The sequence below is a fragment of the Acinetobacter haemolyticus genome, from assembly GCF_900406815.1.
GTDB lineage: Bacteria > Pseudomonadota > Gammaproteobacteria > Pseudomonadales > Moraxellaceae > Acinetobacter > Acinetobacter haemolyticus_A.
In genome coordinates this window covers 74206-92786 of sequence record NZ_OVCN01000008.1, presented here as the reverse complement: position 1 = coordinate 92786, position 18581 = coordinate 74206, and the positions used below count along the sequence as shown (strand labels likewise).

At 38.2% G+C, this 18581-nt stretch carries 14 protein-coding genes; 3 read left to right on the top strand and 11 right to left on the bottom strand.

The features are described from left to right. Positions 1-161 precede the first annotated feature (161 nt). The 4 genes from DK207_RS07230 to ahcY form a co-directional block, all read right to left on the bottom strand. On the bottom strand, positions 162-3011 hold the full coding sequence (locus tag DK207_RS07230) for an EAL domain-containing protein (protein ID WP_109440595.1): 2850 nt from the start codon (positions 3009-3011) through the stop codon (positions 162-164). Between the two features lie 112 nt (positions 3012-3123). After that, entirely contained in the window at positions 3124-3843 is a 720-nt protein-coding gene (locus DK207_RS07225) for a 16S rRNA (uracil(1498)-N(3))-methyltransferase (RefSeq protein WP_109440594.1), read from the bottom strand. A 22-nt stretch (positions 3844-3865) separates the two neighbouring features. Further along, positions 3866-4702, bottom strand: a complete 837-nt coding sequence (gene metF, locus DK207_RS07220; protein ID WP_109440593.1) for a methylenetetrahydrofolate reductase [NAD(P)H] — start codon at positions 4700-4702, stop codon at positions 3866-3868. A 74-nt stretch (positions 4703-4776) separates the two neighbouring features. Further along, complete coding sequence (gene ahcY, locus DK207_RS07215; RefSeq protein ID WP_109440592.1) at positions 4777-6159, bottom strand: adenosylhomocysteinase; 1383 nt, start codon at positions 6157-6159, stop codon at positions 4777-4779. A gap of 747 nt (positions 6160-6906) precedes the next feature. Between ahcY and DK207_RS07210 the strand changes: the two genes are divergently transcribed. Beyond that, entirely contained in the window at positions 6907-8553 is a 1647-nt protein-coding gene (locus DK207_RS07210; protein WP_109440651.1) for an AMP-binding protein, read from the top strand. Between the two features lie 173 nt (positions 8554-8726). Here DK207_RS07210 and DK207_RS07205 read toward each other — a convergent pair whose 3' ends face one another. Both DK207_RS07205 and gloB read right to left on the bottom strand, forming a co-directional pair. Further along, a complete protein-coding gene (locus DK207_RS07205) occupies positions 8727-8933 on the bottom strand; it encodes a hypothetical protein (protein ID WP_004638493.1) in 207 nt (68 codons plus the stop codon). 287 nt (positions 8934-9220) lie between these two features. Next, on the bottom strand, positions 9221-9952 hold the full coding sequence (gene gloB / locus DK207_RS07200; protein ID WP_109440591.1) for a hydroxyacylglutathione hydrolase: 732 nt from the start codon (positions 9950-9952) through the stop codon (positions 9221-9223). 368 nt (positions 9953-10320) lie between these two features. On the opposite strand from gloB, the gene DK207_RS07195 reads away from it, so the two are divergent. Next, on the top strand, positions 10321-11307 hold the full coding sequence (locus DK207_RS07195; RefSeq protein ID WP_109440590.1) for a hypothetical protein: 987 nt from the start codon (positions 10321-10323) through the stop codon (positions 11305-11307). Continuing rightward, complete coding sequence (locus DK207_RS07190; protein WP_109440589.1) at positions 11301-12173, top strand: histone deacetylase; 873 nt, start codon at positions 11301-11303, stop codon at positions 12171-12173. Before DK207_RS07195 ends, DK207_RS07190 begins: the two co-directional genes overlap by 7 nt. A gap of 44 nt (positions 12174-12217) precedes the next feature. On the opposite strand, the gene DK207_RS07185 is transcribed toward DK207_RS07190, so the two are convergent. The 5 genes from DK207_RS07185 to purH form a co-directional block, all read right to left on the bottom strand. Next, positions 12218-12913, bottom strand: coding sequence for a methionine ABC transporter permease (locus tag DK207_RS07185; protein ID WP_109440588.1), 696 nt, complete (start codon positions 12911-12913; stop codon positions 12218-12220). Beyond that, positions 12910-13935: a methionine ABC transporter ATP-binding protein gene (locus DK207_RS07180; protein WP_109440587.1), complete on the bottom strand. Its 1026-nt coding sequence runs from the start codon at positions 13933-13935 to the stop codon at positions 12910-12912. The genes DK207_RS07185 and DK207_RS07180 overlap by 4 nt, the downstream gene beginning before the upstream one ends. Before the next feature lie 68 nt (positions 13936-14003). Then, positions 14004-14876: a MetQ/NlpA family ABC transporter substrate-binding protein gene (locus tag DK207_RS07175; RefSeq protein WP_109440586.1), complete on the bottom strand. Its 873-nt coding sequence runs from the start codon at positions 14874-14876 to the stop codon at positions 14004-14006. Between the two features lie 602 nt (positions 14877-15478). Next, entirely contained in the window at positions 15479-16765 is a 1287-nt protein-coding gene (gene purD / locus DK207_RS07170; protein ID WP_109440585.1) for a phosphoribosylamine--glycine ligase, read from the bottom strand. A gap of 173 nt (positions 16766-16938) precedes the next feature. Beyond that, positions 16939-18513 carry a bifunctional phosphoribosylaminoimidazolecarboxamide formyltransferase/IMP cyclohydrolase gene (purH, locus tag DK207_RS07165; RefSeq protein WP_109440584.1) on the bottom strand — a complete coding sequence of 525 codons (1575 nt, stop codon included), beginning with the start codon at positions 18511-18513 and terminating at the stop codon, positions 16939-16941. Between the last annotated feature and the right edge of the window lie 68 nt (positions 18514-18581).

Genomic DNA, 18581 nt, shown 5'->3' with positions numbered 1-18581 from the left:
AGATAAGTGCACAAGAATATAGCACTAGTTCATGCTTTCGCCCAGTCAAAATAGCTTATTTTCACTGAATGATACGACTTATTGACAAATTATTTTCAACTAAAAATAAAGGCTTAAAGTCGTAAATTTTCGTTGTAAATGGAAGATCTTGCGGTTGACAGTTAACTATGCTGCTGTAGAAATTTGGTTGCCTCTAAAGCGGTCAATGGCTTGGCAAATAGGTAACCCTGCAAGATGTCACAATTTTGTTTTTTCAAATAGTCTCTTTGCTCTTCAGTTTCTACACCTTCTGCTACAACTTTTAGGCCAATGGTTTTGCCCATAGCGATCATGGCATTAACGATCGCATCTTGTTTCGGATGGCCTATCTTGGAGATAAAAGCACGGTCTATTTTTAAGGTATCAATAGGATATTCGGTTAAATAGGCAAGGGAAGAATATCCCGTCCCAAAATCATCTAATGCGATGGAAATATGACGATTTTTTAATGCTTCTAGAACTGTTTTAACCGTTTCCGTATTTTCTAAGAATGCAGACTCTGTGATTTCTAATTCCAGATTTTGCCCAGAGATTCTATACTGCGATAAAATCGTATCTATATCATGTAATAATTGCCCACGTAGGACTTGTTGTACCACAGTGTTGACTGCAATATGAACTTGGGGGTAACCCAGCTCAATCCATCTTTGTAATTGTCTCGCTGCCTGATGTAATACGAACTGTCCGATGTCAGAAATTAAGCTGGTGCTTTCTGCTAATGGAATAAAAATATCTGGCATGATGAGCCCCTTGGTGGGATGCTCCCAGCGTATAAGCGCCTCGAAACCATTTACCAGATTATCGTGAGCAATCATCTTGGGTTGATAGTAAACGACAAGCTCATTGTTTTGGATTGCTTTTCTTAGATCAAGCTCTAAATCCGAGTATTGGGCTGCCAAGTTTGCTCTTTCATTTGAATAGTAACGTATTGTATTGCCACCTAAGCGTTTAGCCTCATTAAGTGCTTGCTCTGCATGAGTATTTAAATTATCTACTTGACGTCCATGTTCAGGGAACATCGCCACGCCAATCGAAACACTTACAAAGTATTCTTGATCGGCAATATAAAATGGCTGGCTAAAGTTCTCGACAATATTATTGCATAGTTGATGAATGGGCGGATGTAACGGTGACATCTCGTAAATTATCGCAAAATCATCAGCACTTAAATGCGCAACTAATAATGCATCAATATTACTTATACGTAATCGTTGCGCGACTTGTTTTAGCAATTCATTCCCAGCCTGATTGCTGACCAGTTCATTAAGAGTTCGGAAACGATCAATGTTCAAGCGAATGACAGCGAGATGCTGAATAGAGGCTTCATTCACCAGGTATTGATGCAATTGCTGCTGATAATAGAATCGATTTGGTAAGTCTGTCAGCGTGTCATAATTGGTGAGATAAGATAATCTTTGTTCCTGATGCTTTCGTTCAGTTTGATCAGAAACGATACCGATATAATTAATGACTCGATCTTGTTCATCTTTAACGGCATTAATATGCATCCACAAGAAACATGATTTTTCTGAATGATAAGTTTCTTGAAATTCACCTTCATATTCATGCTTTTGAGTTAAAGTGTCTAAAATAGAGAGCTGAAAGTTTTGGTGATGCAATTTATTTTGTTTTGTAATTTCAAAAAGTTGCTTACCTAAAATCACTTGTTTATCGAGTTCGGTGATTTGTTCGTATTTAGGATTGACCTCAATATAATTAAAGTGTTCATCAAGTATGAAAATTCCTTCAGAAGCTTGTTCAAATACACTGGCTGACAGTTTTAATCGCTCTTGGTCTTTGCGCTCTTGATTAATATCGCGATGAATACCCACCATGCGTAATGGAGTTTGATCTTCAGGGTGACGTTGGATCACTTGTCCTACATCGTGGATCCAAGACCATTCACCATTTTGTCTTTTGATACGGTAAGTTTCTTCATAACGTAAAGTTTCACCGCATAAATGATGGTACAAAGCATTTTTTACACGTTCAATATCATCAGGATGAACGATTTTATGTAGAAGGGTGTAATGATTTTCAGAATCTCTTTTGACTGGTTGGCTATGAGTATTGGTTACACCCACCGTTTGATTTTCTAAGTTCCATTCCCACGGGCGAATTCCTGCAGTCTCATGGGCAAATGATAAGTTTTGGCGATGCTCTTCTAAACTCTCATTCATTTGGGTCAAATCATAAGTTCGATCACGTACTTTTTGCTCTAACAAATGGTTATTGAATTGTAGCTGAGCTTCAATATCTTTGGATTTGTTTACTTCATGTTGTAATTGCTGACAGAGCTCCTCAGTCCATTGATTGTGCTGCTCTGCAACATCGATTAATTGTTTGTTTTTCTCAAGTACTTGAGATAAGTGTTTATGAATCTTGAAAGTAGCTTGTGCACACAATAAAGTTGCGAAGAAGGTGAAGTAATACGCAAGGTAAAACAGGGTGTGTTGATGATCCTGAGATAACAGATGGGAAATAATCAGGGGGAGAATACTAGGAAGAAAAAATAGAAAGAAATAACGAATATGTTGAGTAAGAAATGTCAGCGCAATGATATGTGAGGTGGTCAGTAACAGCGCAGTTAATATCAGTATATGTGATCCAGTCAGTTGTGGAACATCATGGATTAAGTAGTAAGTAATGATGATTGAGTTGATGCCTAGTAATAAACCCGTACTAAAACAAATGATTTGAAATAGAAAATGGCTTCTTTTAATAAATGCTGGCGATGAATAGCATTTCAAAGAAAAACGGCATAAAAAAAAGAAAAGTAGAAGAAAAGCGGCAGTGATGCTAATCCAAAGAGTAAAAATATTTGGGGCGAAAGAGTAGAATAGACCAAATAAAGCATAGTCTAAAACACATATGCCCAATACACTGAGAACAAAGGATCTGATATGACTAGAATAATTAATTTGATCCGTATAAATAAATGGTGCTAAACCTTGTTTCTGAACCCCAGACATACAAGAATAATCCTTTTCTTTTATCAGTACCTATAGTCTTTATTCTTTGTAAACCATAGTGTTGAGTTTATTTAAATTAACGTCAAACCCAGTGGAAAGCAATGTAAATGCATCATTTGCTTGAAAAGTGGTAGTTTAAAATAGACAAGGCAACCACGGGGGCTGTTTCCGTCCTTAACACACGATCACCGATACACCAGTTTTTAAATTGGTATTGGTTGGCTGTTTCGATTTCTGTTTCACTAAGTCCACCTTCAGGACCAATTAATAATGCAATATCAGGTGTACTATTCAGTAGTATATTTGTTTGATCTTTATTGGGTGCGAGTACAAAACGAGAGGTCGGCAATTCAGATTGAACCCAGTCATTGAGTGAGATGGGCGCAAGAATTTTAGGTACACGATTCATTCCGCATTGTTCGCAGGCTGCGATTGCAACAGATTGCCAATGATCTAGTTTTTTTTGGTCACGATCATATTTTAATCGCATTTCGCAACGATCACTGGTTAAAAGTTGAATCGTGGTAACACCTAGTTCTGTGGCTTTTTGAATCGCATAATCCATACGATCGCCTTTACTCATCACTTGACCTAAAACCACATTAAAAGGCGCGGTACGATCTAATTCATTAAATTGATCAATCGACACGAAAGCATTTTTTTTGTTAATTTCAGATAGGGTGACCACGTATTCGCCACCTTTTCCATTAAAAAAGATGGCTTGTTCTTGTTCTTTTGCGCGAAGCACACGTACCCAGTGATGAAATACCGATTCTGTTAATTCAATGGTATTGCCAGTATTTAATTCAGTTTCGATATAAAAACGATTCATGCTTGGGTAGGGCTCGTACAAATTAGTTTAAACCAAGATCAACAACGAGTTGTCGAGTCGGTTCGGTTTGGTTCATTGAGTAGAAATGTAGTGTTGGGGCACCACCAGCGATCAAACGCTCGCAAAGATTCACAATCACTTCGTGACCAAAAGCTTTAATGCTCGCGCTATCATCACCATAGGCAGCAAGCTGTTTGCGGATCCAACGTGGAATTTCAGCACCTGTACCATCAGCAAAGCGGATTAGGTTGCTTGCATTGGTGATCGGCATAATACCCGGTGCAACTGGAATATTCACGCCTGCTTTGGCAATCCGTTCAATAAAATAGAAATATGCATCTGGATTGAAGAAAAATTGAGTAATACCGGCATTTGCGCCCGCATTTACTTTCTCTACAAAACGTTTGATATCGGTATCAAAACTTTCTGCTTGTGGATGCATTTCTGGGTAGGCAGCAACTTCGATATGGAAATGATCACCTGAATGTTCACGTATAAATCGAACCAAGTCTTGCGCATAAGGGAGTTCACCTAAACCGACCTGACCTGATGGTAAGTCACCACGTAATGCGACGATGCGATCAATGCCTTGAGATTTGTATAAATCTAACAGCTCAGCAATACGCGATTTGTCATCACCAATACAAGAAAGATGAGGTGCAACAGGTGTGCCTTTGCCATTGAAATCATTAATCGCAGCTAAAGTACGTTCGCGAGTAGAACCACCAGCACCATAAGTAATTGAGAAAAACTCTGGATTCAGCAGTTGAAGTTCTTGGTGAACAACACGTAATTTTTCCGCACCAGCATCAGTTTTTGGTGGGAAAAATTCGAAAGAAATAGGAACACGTTTCGTCATTTCAAATCCTTTTTAAAATCGCTTGGAAATTTTTAGAAAAAAGGGCAGTCCGTATAACGTCTGCCCTAAGATTCTTAGTATTTATAAGCGTCAGATTTGAATGGACCTTCAACAGGTACACCGAGGTAATCCGCTTGTACTTGAGTCAATTGTGTCAACACACCACCAAAGCCAACAACCATTGCCGCAGCAACTTCTTCATCTAATTTCTTAGGAAGAACTTCTACGCGGATAGCAGCTTGCTTTTGATCAGCAGGAAGATCAGCAAATTTCTCAGCGAATAAGTGCATTTGACCTAATACTTGGTTTGCGAAAGAACCATCCATAACACGTGATGGGTGACCAGTTGCATTACCTAGGTTGACCAAACGACCTTCTGAAAGAAGGATTAAGTAGTTGCTTTCGTCTTCTGAACGATAAACTTGGTGTACTTGAGGTTTAACTTCAACCCATTTGTAACCACGTAAGTAAGCTGTATCGATTTCAGTATCAAAGTGACCGATGTTACAAACTACCGCACCTGCCTTTAAGCTATCTAACATTGCCGCATCACATACATGGTAGTTACCAGTCGTTGTCACAACAAGATCAGTGTTGCCTAAAAGATCATGATTGATGTCTTCTTTCTTACCCGTTTGTACGCCATTTTTGTATGGAGATACAACTTCATACCCATCCATACATGCTTGCATTGCACAGATCGGATCAACTTCAGTTACACGAACGATCATGCCTTCTTGACGTAAAGATTGAGCAGAACCTTTACCAACATCACCGTAACCAATCACAAGTGCGCGACGACCAGAAAGTAGCATGTCAGTTGCACGTTTGATTGCATCATTTAATGAGTGACGGCAACCATATTTATTGTCGTTTTTAGACTTTGTAATAGAGTCATTGACATTGATTGCAGGAACTTTAAGTGAACCGTCTTTCCACATTTCTAAAAGACGTTGTACACCTGTGGTTGTTTCTTCTGTAATACCATGAATACGTTCTAAAAGTGCTGGATACTTCTCATGAACAAGGGCAGTTAAGTCACCGCCATCGTCCAAGATCATGTTAGCGTCCCAAGGTTGACCATTGACATTGATCTGTTGTTCCAAGCACCATACATATTCTTCTTCAGTTTCGCCTTTCCAAGCAAATACCGGAATACCACGTGCAGCGATTGCAGCAGCAGCATGATCTTGAGTAGAGAAAATGTTGCATGAAGTCCAACGAACTTCAGCACCAAGTTCAATTAAGGTTTCAATAAGAACAGCTGTTTGGATTGTCATGTGGATACAACCCAAAATTTTTGCGCCAGCAAGAGGTTTAGCCGCTGCATAACGCTTACGTAAACCCATCAAAGCTGGCATTTCTGCCTCAGCAAGTTTGATTTCTTTACGACCGTAGTCAGCAAGGGAAATATCAGCAACTTTATAATCTGTAAATGAAGCATTCACCGCGTTCATCAGGATCTCCTAGAAAAAAATAGTATGGATCGTTCTGTTCGCGGATGCCGTTGTTGGTTAAAACGAGTGTTTAACCGATCGTCGAGCCTGGCAAATTGATCTTTTGTGCCAATCAATTGTCGCAGCATCCCTCGACTAGGGCATTATAATACTTGGAAATCGTTTAAGTTCCAATGTTAATTTGCATGAAATATAAGGTTGTAAAGGTTTTCGTTTTAATTCTTTTGTCGCTAAAAATAGAAAAATATTCCATCTTTAAACCATGATCTTTATTTCATTTTGGATTTAGCTCCATATACTTTCAGTCACCATACCTATCGTATGAATGATTGAATTATCAATAAATATTTCTAATAGATGAAGGTTGGCTATTGTTGCTGTGTTTAGTTCCTTTCGAAATCCTTACGCTGAGTAATCTTTTTGTTCTAGTTGTTTTTTATAGAGCACGTGAGCATTTATTTTTCGCCGTCACATTGTATAAAAGTTATCAGTGCGAAAAGGAGTGATTGCACACTATTCAATTTATTTTGAAAATTACCATGTCGATTTTGCACTTGACTTTTATTTTTTTATAATTGAATATTAATTTCGTTATACGAAATATGGTTTCTATATTTGCTACTATTAATAAAAAAACATCGTCAAAGGATAGAACGATATTCGATGAGTTAGCTGCATGCTTCAGCATCATAGAGGCAGACCGATTCAACAGAACATTGGATAATTAAGATAGGAAAGGGAAAGATGATGGTTAATAAAATATGGGCAGACGAATACCAAAAATGGGATGTTTCATTTGATATTCAATTTCCTCAAGATGCCTCTTCACTTTTAGACTTCTGGGATAAAAGTTTTGTCAAATTTCAGCAAAGAGATGCTTTTATTTTTAAGAATCAGCGTTTTACATTTGACCAAGTTGAATATTATAGCCGTCAATTGGCCACATTTCTACAAAGTCTAGGCTTACCCCAAGGCAGTCGCATTGCAGTTATGTTGCCGAATATCATTCAATATCCATTACTTGCTTTAGCTATTGTTCGTGCTGGCTTGATTTTAGTAAACGTAAATCCGCTTTATACGGCGCGTGAACTAAAACATCAGCTTAATGATGCAGGTGCAACAGTACTCATCCTATTAGACCAACTTTTGCCTATATATAATGCTATTCACGCGGAGGTTGAGGTGAAATATGTCATCTCGACCACACCAGATGATTTATTAATCGAAAAACAAGCACAGCAATCTTGCAATACTCAAAATAACCTTTTCAAGTTTTTAGATATTTTAGAAAAGACTTCCGCTGATGATTATATTCGTCCCCATCTTAATTTAGATGATACGGTACTTTTACAGTACACCGGGGGAACAACAGGAGTGTCTAAAGGTGCTGAATTAGTTCACAAAAACATTATGAGTAACCTGCTTCAGAACAATGCAGTATTTTGTAGCTACTTTGGTAATCGTGATGCATTGGCTGGCGATACGATGATTTGTGCCTTACCCTTGTATCATATTTATGCATTCACCGTATGTTTGTTGCATTACACTTTGAATAAGGGCTATACCACCGTACTCGTCGCCAACCCGCGTGATATTGATGATTTAGTCGACTGTTTTGACAAATATAAACCGCAGACCTTTACTGGGGTAAATACTTTATTTAATGCGCTCAATCATCATCCTAAATTTAAGGAACTGGACCATAGCCGTTTAGAAATAACAGCAGGTGGGGGAATGACTATATTACATTCTACGGCAGACCAGTGGGAGAAGATTACAGGCTGTGCAATTCGTGAAGGATATGGAATGTCTGAGACTTCTCCAGTTGTAACATTCAATCCTCCTAAAGCGCGGAAGTTTACAGGTACAGTTGGTCTACCATCGCCTGCGACAGAAATAATCATTCTCGATGATCAGGGTCATGCCTTGCCTCAAGGTCAAGCTGGTGAGGTAGCGATACGTGGTCCACAAGTGATGAAAGGTTACTGGAATCTTCCTGAGGAAACAGCACAGGTCATGACTGCGGATGGCTTCTTTAAAACAGGAGATATTGGCAGTATAGATGCTCAGGGGTATTTAACTCTTTTAGATCGTAAAAAAGATATGATTTTAGTATCAGGGTTTAATGTTTATCCGAATGAGATCGAGAGTGTTTTGTCACAGCATCCCAAAGTGATGGAAGTGGCCGTGGTTGGTGTTGCAGATGAAAAATCAGGTGAAGTGCCAAAAGCATTTATCGTAAAGAGAGATCATTCTTTAACTGTGGATGAAATAAAGCTTTATACTCAAGAAAATCTAACTGCATATAAAAGACCACGTCATATCGAATTTATATCTGAATTACCGAAGTCAAATGTAGGAAAGATATTAAGGAAAGAACTCAGAAATAAATAAGTTCTTATCAGGTTAAATACTTATCGTATAAGGTAAATGTTTATACGATAAATCATCTTAGGCTGGGTCTAAACAATCGCAGTTTATTGATTTTTATAAATTATTGCGCATTGTTTAGACATTAAAAATTAGTCATCGACTTAAGTTTCTAAAGGGTAAAAGTATAAACAAAATTAAGCTTTTAGATGATCTTCAAACTCTTCACCAAGTTGCATTGCCAAAGCATTACCAGATAAGTCCCCTGTGACTAAGCCATATTCCTTTTTAAAACTAAAAGTGAAGCCGCGATTATCGGTTAGGTTTTTAACTGAATATCCTAATTTTTCTAGCCAAATGCGAAACGCCAATAAATTTTTTGCTTTAACAACTCTGTTTTTCATGCGAGAACTCCTTGTGAACATGTAATTATTAATAGGGGTAGCTTAAAAATTTTTAAAGGGGCATTCGATAGATTTATTTTTCTGCGTGTAAGTAATGTAAAAATAAAGTAAATTTTATTTGCAGGTTAAGATCTATGATATTTATAAGCTACTGTATTTTTTAATGAAAATAAATATCGGTTGTTATATTGTTGAAAGCTATTTTAATAAAAGCTTTACATGAAATGTAAAAAAAGATTTCACATCCTGTTCTGTGGAAAATGAAATCTCTAGAATTAGACAATATTTTAAAATTGATCTTTTAGATGACGAATTCGTGCAAAGTCTTCTGCACTTTCTATTCGTAAGAAAGGATTGGTTGCGAGCTCTAATTCTATGGTACTTGGAAGTGTAATTTGATTGGCTTCCCGCAATGCTTTAACTTGCTTCATCCGTTCTTGTAAAGCGATGTTATGGGGTTCTATAGTGATTGCGAATTCTGCATTGGCAAGGGTGTATTCATGCGTACAGTATACTTTTGTCTGGATAGGCAGGGCGGCTAGCCTATTTAATGAATGGTACATTTGTTCAGCTGTGCCTTCAAACAAACGTCCACATCCCATTGCGAACAAGGTATCACCACAAAACAGTGTATCAATGGCTTCAATAAAGTAAACGATATGACCTAAGGTATGACCGGGGGTAGCAATAACTTCAATTTTTAAATCATTAAAATAAAAATGATCATCTTGTTGAAGTGGGTTGGAAATTAAAGAAATTTTGCTCAACTCATCTCTAGGTCCATAAACGGCTATATTTTCATTGGCTAATAAATCTTCTACTCCTCCCGTATGATCGGGATGCCAATGTGTGAGCCAAATTTGTTGTAGTTGTAAATGATGTTGTTCACAGAACTCTTTGACTAAACTGGCTTCAGTGGGATCAATGACCACAGCTTGTTTCGTTGTTGTATCTTCCAATAACCATATATAGTTTTTTAAGGCATTTTTTACGTCTATCGCATGGATTTTATAATGCATATCCGATTCCTAAATCATTGTTTCATGTGGTTATTGCCAGTGAGATGATAGAAAGCCATCAACTTTTGCTAGTGTAAGTGTAAATACTTGATCGTGCAAAGTGAGGATAGCGATGCCCGTTGATAATGACTGTTTTGGACACATTGTGACGACATAAATAAGCAAAAATTTTGATGATTGACAAGCATAAATATTTCGATAAATATGAGATAAAAGTTTGATAAGTTAATGATTTATATTCATCTTTAGAGCTAAGTTTTATTTAAAAATGCTAAATAATTTTCGTGATTAGATTTAACAATATAAATACAGATGATTGTTTAAAGGGACGATGAATTTATAAATCATAAAAATAAGCGAGGGGTGCTATGTCGGATTTAATAGACCATGAAGTGGTTATTATTTTTAGGAAATATTTATATCCGCTCTCAGCCAAACTCACCGAAATGTTGAATGAGCATTTTAGCCATCAAACTGAACGTCGAGGTTGTGGATATACCCAAGCAACTCGAGTCATCGCTGAGTTTGTATCACAGCCACGTGACACGATGGGCTTTCAGGATTTACGTATTTTTGATGATTACGATACGAAGGGGTTAAAGAATATTTTAAATCAAGCCACTTCTCATGGTTTTGAATTAACCACTTGGCGTAATCTAGATATTAATCTTGATGTTCAACAAGGCATAACACGTCTAAATCCAGAAGATAGCTATACGCAGAACTTACAACAGGAAGTTAATTTTCAGGCCAAACTCAGAACGCTCTATCAATATGCTGAGCGAGAAGAAAGTAAACTGATCTGTCAGTTACTGGCAGATATTATCCTTCCTCAAGATGTTCAACATATTGAAATAATTGAATGCCAAGCTTTAGAGGAAAAACCAAAGGTTGGTTCTTGTCCAATGGCAGAAAAATTTTTCTTGAGAATTGCACATCATCGTTTATTGAGACAAGGTGAGATTAATATTTTCGTTGATGAGCATGAACAGCCAGTCATGATGGAAAAGATGAATATGGGGGATAATCACTCTTGTATTAGTCTAGTTCCTTTACTCATGAATGGCGTGCGCTTACCAGCGGGGAGCCTTTTCTCCACAAACTATGAGATTGAGCAGCTAGAAAAGAGTAAAAACAAACAATATAAAGGTTATGTGATCCCCATTTCTTCAATGAAAGGTTTTTGGTTTCTACGACTGACGACACTGGCGGTTTCTCCTGAGAATCGAGCACGTGCGTTCGGATATCATTTTAAACAACAAGTTGATAATGGATTATTTCGACCCGATACGACTGAATTGAGTCAATTGATCGAAATTGCTCAAGATCAAATCTATGTAGGAAATCCATGCTAAAAGCTTGTTACTCGCCACGCTATTATGCGCAAACGCATACCAATAGTATGGAGAAATTGACCGCAGTTGCTGATGTGCTACAACAGCAGCAGTTGGTTGAATTGATAGATCCTGGACTTATAGACATTGAGATCTTGAAAAAACTACATAATCCACAATATGTAGATGCCTTTTTTGTAGGTGATTCAAGCTTTGCGACTGTGCAAGGATTTAAACCTTGGAATCCACAACTACGTGATGCCATTTTGTCTGTACAAGCAGGGCAATTGGTCGGTGCTGAGATTGCATTTAAAGAAGGAATTGCTGCCAATATTGCACAAGGTTTTCATCATGCGAGTTATGATTCTGGCGCCGCCTATTGTACTTTTAATGGTTTGGCATTAATTGCCAAACAATTTCCTGCGAAACGAATTTTTATTTTAGATTGTGATCAACATGGTGGAGATGGTACTGCGATTTTCACCAATCGTATGCCGAATTTGATTAATTTTGGCATTTTTGGTATCCGCTTTGGTTGCAAGGCGGGGGAACGTAGTTTGACTCGTTATATTCATCCAAAACAAGGTAACTTTAATCTGTATCGAGAAGCGATTTTAGAAGCTTTTCAATATGCATCACGTTGGGATGCTGATCTTATCGTTTATCAAGCGGGTATGGACTGTCATCAACATGACAAATATGGATCAAAATGGTTTACAACAGAGCTTTTGTTCGAGCGTGATCAGATTGTGTTTGAGATGGCGAAGAAAATGAAAATTCCTTTGCTTTTCGTTTTGGCTGGTGGCTATCAATCTTTGGTGGATTTAGTACCGTTACATGTCAATACATTCAAAGCGGCGCATCAAGTTTACTTTGCTAAGGTTTAGTTTCAAAAAAAATGCTCTCACGAGGAGAGCATTGAATTTGAAGTCTAGCGTAATTTTGCTAACCATTCCCCTAAGGATTGTACAAACTGAACCAACAATAAAAGTACAATGACAGTCAGGATGACCACACTACTATCAAAACGCTGATAGCCATAAGATATCGCAAGATCACCAATTCCACCTGCACCTACAGCACCCGCCATCGCAGTTGCACCAATTAATGAAATGGTACCTGTGGTGAGATTGAGAATGAGAGAGCTACGTGCTTCAGGCACGATAAATTTGAATACAATTTGCCAAGGACTCGCACCCATCGCTTGGGCAGACTCAATAATACCTTCATTTACTTCAAGCAAAGAGGTTTCGATAAGTCGACCGAGATAAGGTCCCACATAAATGGTTAATGGTACGATAGCGGCCCACGTTCCAATCGAGGTGCCAACCAAAAGCTTTGTAAATGGAATCACCGCAATGAGTAAAATGATAAATGGGATTGAACGTAGAGCATTCACAATTGGGTTCAGCGCGTAGTAAATCGCACGATTTTGTAAAATCCCACCATTTCGTGTGACGACCAACGTAATACCTTGAATAAACCCCCAAATGCATCCGAACAGTAATGCAAAGAAAACCATTTGTAAGGTTTCTTCGAGTGCCGTTACAAATTGATCAATGGAAAGTGAGCTTTGCCAAAATGGAGCTGTGATTTCAGTCAGCCATTGCACAATAAAATCTCTCATTGGCTTACTCCTGACTGCTCAACCTTCACTCCTTGACTGTCTAGGAATTGAATCGCTTCCTGAATGATCTTTGGGTCACCTAAAAGTTGGATAAACATTTGACCAATGACAGTGCCATTAATTTCAGTCATGTTGGCAAACAAAATATTCAAACTAATATCAAATTGCTTAATCACGGATTGAATGACGGTTTCTTGGGCTGATGTACCTAAAAATTGAAGGTTATAGATACTATTATGATGTTTGTGTTCAAGATTATTTAAGATATTGATCGGCAATTGTTGCTGCAATACTGTTTGGATAAATGTCTTGGTGGTGGGGTGTTGTGGTTGACTAAATATATCTAAGGTGCGACCTGTCTCAATGACTTTGCCTGCTTCCATAACGGCAACATAGTCACAGATAGATTCAATCACATCCATTTCATGTGTCACCATCACAATGGTGATGTTTTGTTCTTGATTAATTTTTTTTAATAATGCTAAAACGGATTGTGTAGTTTGAGGATCCAATGCAGACGTTGCCTCATCACACAGCAAAATCTTAGGATGATTTGCAAGCGCACGCGCAATACCTACACGTTGCTTTTGACCACCTGAAAGTTCATCTGGGTAAGCATCTTTTTTATGTTTTAGATCGATAAAATCCAGCAACTCTGCAAGACGTTTTTCACGTTCGGCTTTGCTATGACCTAACAATTTAAGCGGCATTTCAATGTTTTCGGCCACTGTTTTGGTCTTCAATAAATTAAAGTGCTGAAAAATCATGCCAATATTTGCACGTTCTCGACGAAGTGTAGACGCATCCATTGCAGTAAAGTCTTTTTGATTAATCATGACTTGTCCCTGAGTCGGACGCTCAAGTAAATTAATCAAACGAATTAAGGTACTTTTACCTGCGCCACTATAGCCGATAATGCCAAAAATGCTGCCATCCGGGATCTCTAAGTTGATTTGATCCAGCGCAGTGATCATTTGACCTTTGAGCTGATAGTGTTTGGAAATATTTTTAAATTGGATCATATCGTCAATACTAAGCAGAAAAGAAAAACAGGCAAAATCACTTTGCCTGTTTTGTGGAGAAAAGTATATTACGGATTCTCATCAGTGAGATAGCTGATTGGTTTATTTACATCAACTTTTGTACCAGCAAAATGTTCTTGTACATATTGTTTTACTGCTTCAGTGTGATAAAGCGCACCGACTTTTTGTAAAACAGGATCATCTTTGCGAGATTCAGCCGTTGCTAGAACATTGACGTTTAACTTGGTGCTTTGATCAATTGGCTCATAGAAGATTGCATCTTTAAGAACGTTTAGACCACCTTCCATTGCAAGGGTATTACCCAATAAAATCGCATCTACCTCATCTTTAACACGTACAGCTGTGGCCATTTGAATCGGTTTGATCACAATGTTCTTTGGATTTTCAGTCACATCGGCAGGGGTACCTTTCACAGGATCAAAGTCTGCTTTTAATTTAATTAAACCAGCACTTTGTAAAAGTAATAAGGCACGAGATTCGTTCGCTCCATCATTAGGAATTGCAATTGTTGCACCGTTTGCAAATTCTTCAATTTTCTTTACTTTGCTTGAATAGATACCCATTGGTTCTAAATAAGTCGTAGAGACTGGCGCAATTTTGTCTTTATTCGCTGCATTGAACGCAACTAAATACGCATAAGATTGAAAGGCATTTAAATCGACTTCTTTATTTGCAACAGCGGTGTTCATTGCAACATAGTCAGTAAAATTTTTAATTTGAAGTTTTAGTCCAGCAGCTTCGGTTTCAGGTAAGCTTGCAATATGACGCCAAATATCAGCATCAGAACCTGTAGAAGCAATAACAACAGTTTGTAATGCGCTAGCATCTTTGTTCTGTTCAGTCGTGTTATCTGGCTGTTTGCTGCATGCTGCAAGCAACAACACTGATACACTTAAAAAAAGGCTAATCAGCTTTTTCATGTAAAAATCCTAACCAAAATAATGCAGAGAAATTAATTTTATTCTCGCATTGATGTAAACACTTTGAGGATGCAAACTGGCGTTACATGGAAATAATCACATGAATTATTTCTTTGGAATTCGCCATTATGATTCCATGATTTTAAGGAAAATAAGTGAACATTCATGTGCTTATTTGGAATCATTAAATAATGCAGACATCCATTCACATCTTTTCAAATCAGATATTGGTCTAGCTGCTGATTTTTGGTTGATGCGGTAAAATAGTTTAATCATTTGATAATGATCATAAAATATTTACCTTTAACATAAAAACAACATCTAAAATTGTGCCAATCATAGCAATATTTTAGCTAGGGTTATAGTAGTCTGCTTAATACTCATGAGTATAAGCATCTGATTATCTAAAAGAATTATGTGCATAGTAAATGTAAATAAATGATAGTTTTATAGATTTTTACAAATGTTTGATTGGTGATTTTGTCTAAATAAATAATATATATTTTTCTGAACTCTATATATGTAAATTGAATAAAGGAGACGGATTGATTGTATTTCAGGAATAAAAAAGCCTTCCGAAGAAGGCTTGTTTACACAATAAATTATTCGGCTTTTTCGCGAGCAATTGCACGATAACCAATATCACTACGATATTGCATACCTGTAAAAGTCACTTGACCACATACTTCTAATGAATTGATCTGAGCTTCCAGTACAGTATCACCTAATGCTGTTACGCAAAGAACGCGACCGCCTGCGGTAACAATATGACCATCATCAGTCATTGCGGTTCCAGCATGAAAGATTTTGGTATCTTCAGGAGATTGACCAATACCCGAAATGACATCACCTTTACGAACAGTTTCAGGATATCCTTCTGCAGCAAGTACGATACCAATTGATTTACGGTCATCCCATTCAGCTTCGCTTGGTAAGTTACCTTCAATGCCAGCCTCAACCAGATCAACCAAAGAAGATTTTAAGCGCATCATGATTGGTTGAGTTTCAGGATCACCAAATCGACAGTTAAATTCGATAACACGGGGTTGTCCTTCGTCATCAATCATAAGACCTGCATACAAGAAACCCGTATATACATGACCATCTGCTGCCATACCATCTACTGTTGGGCGCATCACTTCATTCATGACACGTTCAAAAACTTCTGGTGTAACAACTGGAGCAGGGGAATACGCACCCATACCGCCAGTATTCGGTCCTTGGTCACCCTCAAAGATACGTTTATGATCTTGTGAAGTTGCCATTGGTAAAATATTTTTACCATCAATCATGCAAATGAAGCTTGCTTCTTCGCCAGCTAAGAATTGCTCAATCACCACACGTGATCCAGCATCACCGAACTTATTGCCCGCCAACATGTCATCGATTGCAGCAAAAGCTTCTTCGTTGGTCATTGCAACGATAACGCCTTTACCCGCAGCAAGACCGTCTGCCTTGATCACAATCGGCGCACCATTTTTCTCAACATAAGCTTTTGCAGCATCAACTTCAGTAAATACGTCATAGAAAGCTGTAGGAATGTTATGGCGTTTTAAGAAATGCTTCGCAAATGCTTTTGAACCTTCAAGCTGAGCCGCATATTGAGTTGGCCCCCAAATTTTTAAGCCAGCTTCACGTGCAGCATCAACGACACCATTAACTAAAGGTGCTTCAGGACCCACGATTACGAGAGCAACATCATTTGCTTGTGCAAACGAAATAATTGCAGGGTTGTCTAAAATATCGAGGTTAATATTTTCACATTTGTCTTCAGTTGCTGTACCTGCATTGCCGGGTGCAACGAAAACTTTAGCAACTTTCTCATCTTGTGCGATTTTCCATGCAAGTGCATGTTCACGGCCACCGCTACCCAAAACTAAAATATTCATTATTAAGTTATTTCCTTTTTCCGTATTTAAGAATATACCTGTTCAGAATAAAAAAGTCCCCTTGAATCTCCCTCAAGTCCTTCTTTGAGAAAGAGAAGAACATGCTTTTAAAAGTAAGTCCCCCTTTTTATAAAGGGGGATTTAGGGGGATTTGCGCTAGAGACTCAATTCATTTAGTGACGGAAATGACGCATACCCGTGAAGACCATTGCAATACCGGCTTCATCAGCTGCAGCAATTGTTTCTTCGTCACGCATTGAACCGCCTGGTTGGATGATACATTTGATACCTGCTTTAGCAGCGTTATCAATCCCATCACGGAACGGGAAGAATGCATCAGATGCCATCACCGCACCTTCAACTACTAAACCTGCATGTTCAGCTTTGATCGCTGCAATACGAGCCGAGTTCACACGACTCATTTGACCTGCGCCTACACCAATGGTTTGACGGTTTTTAGCATACACAATCGCATTTGATTTCACGTATTTTGCCACTTTCCAAGCAAAGATCATGTCATCAATTTCTTGTTCCGTTGGTGCACGCTTGGTCACAACCTTTAGGTCATCTTTAGTGATCATGCCCAAATCTTGATCTTGAACAAGTAAGCCACCGTTAACGCGTTTATAGTCAAGTTGTGGAGCACGTGCGTCAATTGCAGGTAATTCACCACATACTAAAACACGAACATTTTTCTTCGCGCCAGTAACTTCAAGTACACCATCAGCAATGCTTGGCGCAATGATTACTTCAACGAATTGACGATCGACAATCGCTTGAGCAGTAGCCACATCTAATTCGCGGTTAAATGCGATGATGCCGCCAAATGCAGACTCTGGATCTGTTGCGTAAGCAAGATCATAAGCAGCTTTGATGCCATCTAAAGAAACGGCAACACCACAAGGGTTCGCATGTTTTACGATGACACAAGCTGGTTTTGCAAATGATTTAACACACTCAAGGGCAGCATCTGTGTCAGCAATGTTGTTATAAGACAATTCTTTGCCTTGTAATTGTTTTGCGGTAGAAACCGATGCTTCTTTAGCATTTGCTTCTACATAGAATGCAGCATTTTGGTGTGGATTTTCGCCGTAACGTAAATCTTGTGATTTATTGAGTTGTGTGTTGAAAGTGCGAGGGAATAAATCTGCTTCGCCTTCAGCTTTACCTACACGTGCACCTAAATAAGAAGCAATCATGCCATCATATTGCGCAGTATGCTCAAATGCTTTCACTGCTAAATCGAAACGAGTCTCGTATGATAGTGAACCATTTTGCTTTAACTCAGCAACAACAGTCTCATAGTCAGATGCATTGACGATAATACCCACAGAAGCATGGTTTTTCGCTGCTGCACGAACCATGGTTGGACCACCGATATCGATATTTTCAATCGCATCAGCAAGAGAGCAGTTTGGTTTAGCTACAGTTTCAGCAAATGGATAAAGGTTCACAATCACTAGATCAATCGGATCAATGTTGTGTTCTTGCATAACAGCTTCGTCCAGACCACGACGAGCTAAGATGCCACCATGAATTTTTGGATGAAGTGTTTTTACACGACCATCCATCATTTCAGGAAAACCTGTATATTCAGAAACTTCTACTACAGCGATATTGTTGTCTTTAAGCAACTTATAAGTACCGCCTGTAGATAAAATTTCTACCCCGAGAGCTGCAAGATTTTGAGCAAATTCAACGATTCCAGTTTTGTCTGAAACAGAGATTAACGCACGTTTGATAGTCATGATTTAAGTCAACAGTTTGAAGTCTACAGATTAAAACAAATAGGCATAAAAAATGCCCACGAGAACGT

Excerpts from the sequence above, each read along its gene's own strand:
- DK207_RS07175 (WP_109440586.1), bottom strand. The coding sequence starts at position 14,876 with ATGAAAAAGCTGATTAGCCTTTTTTTAAGTGTATCAGTGTTGTTGCTT.
- gloB (WP_109440591.1), bottom strand. The coding sequence starts at position 9,952 with ATGCATTATAAAATCCATGCGATAGACGTAAAAAATGCCTTAAAAAAC.
- DK207_RS07225 (WP_109440594.1), bottom strand. The coding sequence starts at position 3,843 with ATGAATCGTTTTTATATCGAAACTGAATTAAATACTGGCAATACCATT.
- DK207_RS07185 (WP_109440588.1), bottom strand. The coding sequence starts at position 12,913 with ATGAGAGATTTTATTGTGCAATGGCTGACTGAAATCACAGCTCCATTT.
- DK207_RS07205 (WP_004638493.1), bottom strand. The coding sequence starts at position 8,933 with ATGAAAAACAGAGTTGTTAAAGCAAAAAATTTATTGGCGTTTCGCATT.
- metF (WP_109440593.1), bottom strand. The coding sequence starts at position 4,702 with ATGACGAAACGTGTTCCTATTTCTTTCGAATTTTTCCCACCAAAAACT.
- DK207_RS07210 (WP_109440651.1), top strand. The coding sequence starts at position 6,907 with ATGGTTAATAAAATATGGGCAGACGAATACCAAAAATGGGATGTTTCA.
- DK207_RS07195 (WP_109440590.1), top strand. The coding sequence starts at position 10,321 with ATGTCGGATTTAATAGACCATGAAGTGGTTATTATTTTTAGGAAATAT.
- DK207_RS07230 (WP_109440595.1), bottom strand. The coding sequence starts at position 3,011 with ATGTCTGGGGTTCAGAAACAAGGTTTAGCACCATTTATTTATACGGAT.
- purH (WP_109440584.1), bottom strand. The coding sequence starts at position 18,513 with ATGACTATCAAACGTGCGTTAATCTCTGTTTCAGACAAAACTGGAATC.
- ahcY (WP_109440592.1), bottom strand. The coding sequence starts at position 6,159 with ATGAACGCGGTGAATGCTTCATTTACAGATTATAAAGTTGCTGATATT.
- purD (WP_109440585.1), bottom strand. The coding sequence starts at position 16,765 with ATGAATATTTTAGTTTTGGGTAGCGGTGGCCGTGAACATGCACTTGCA.
- DK207_RS07180 (WP_109440587.1), bottom strand. The coding sequence starts at position 13,935 with ATGATCCAATTTAAAAATATTTCCAAACACTATCAGCTCAAAGGTCAA.
- DK207_RS07190 (WP_109440589.1), top strand. The coding sequence starts at position 11,301 with ATGCTAAAAGCTTGTTACTCGCCACGCTATTATGCGCAAACGCATACC.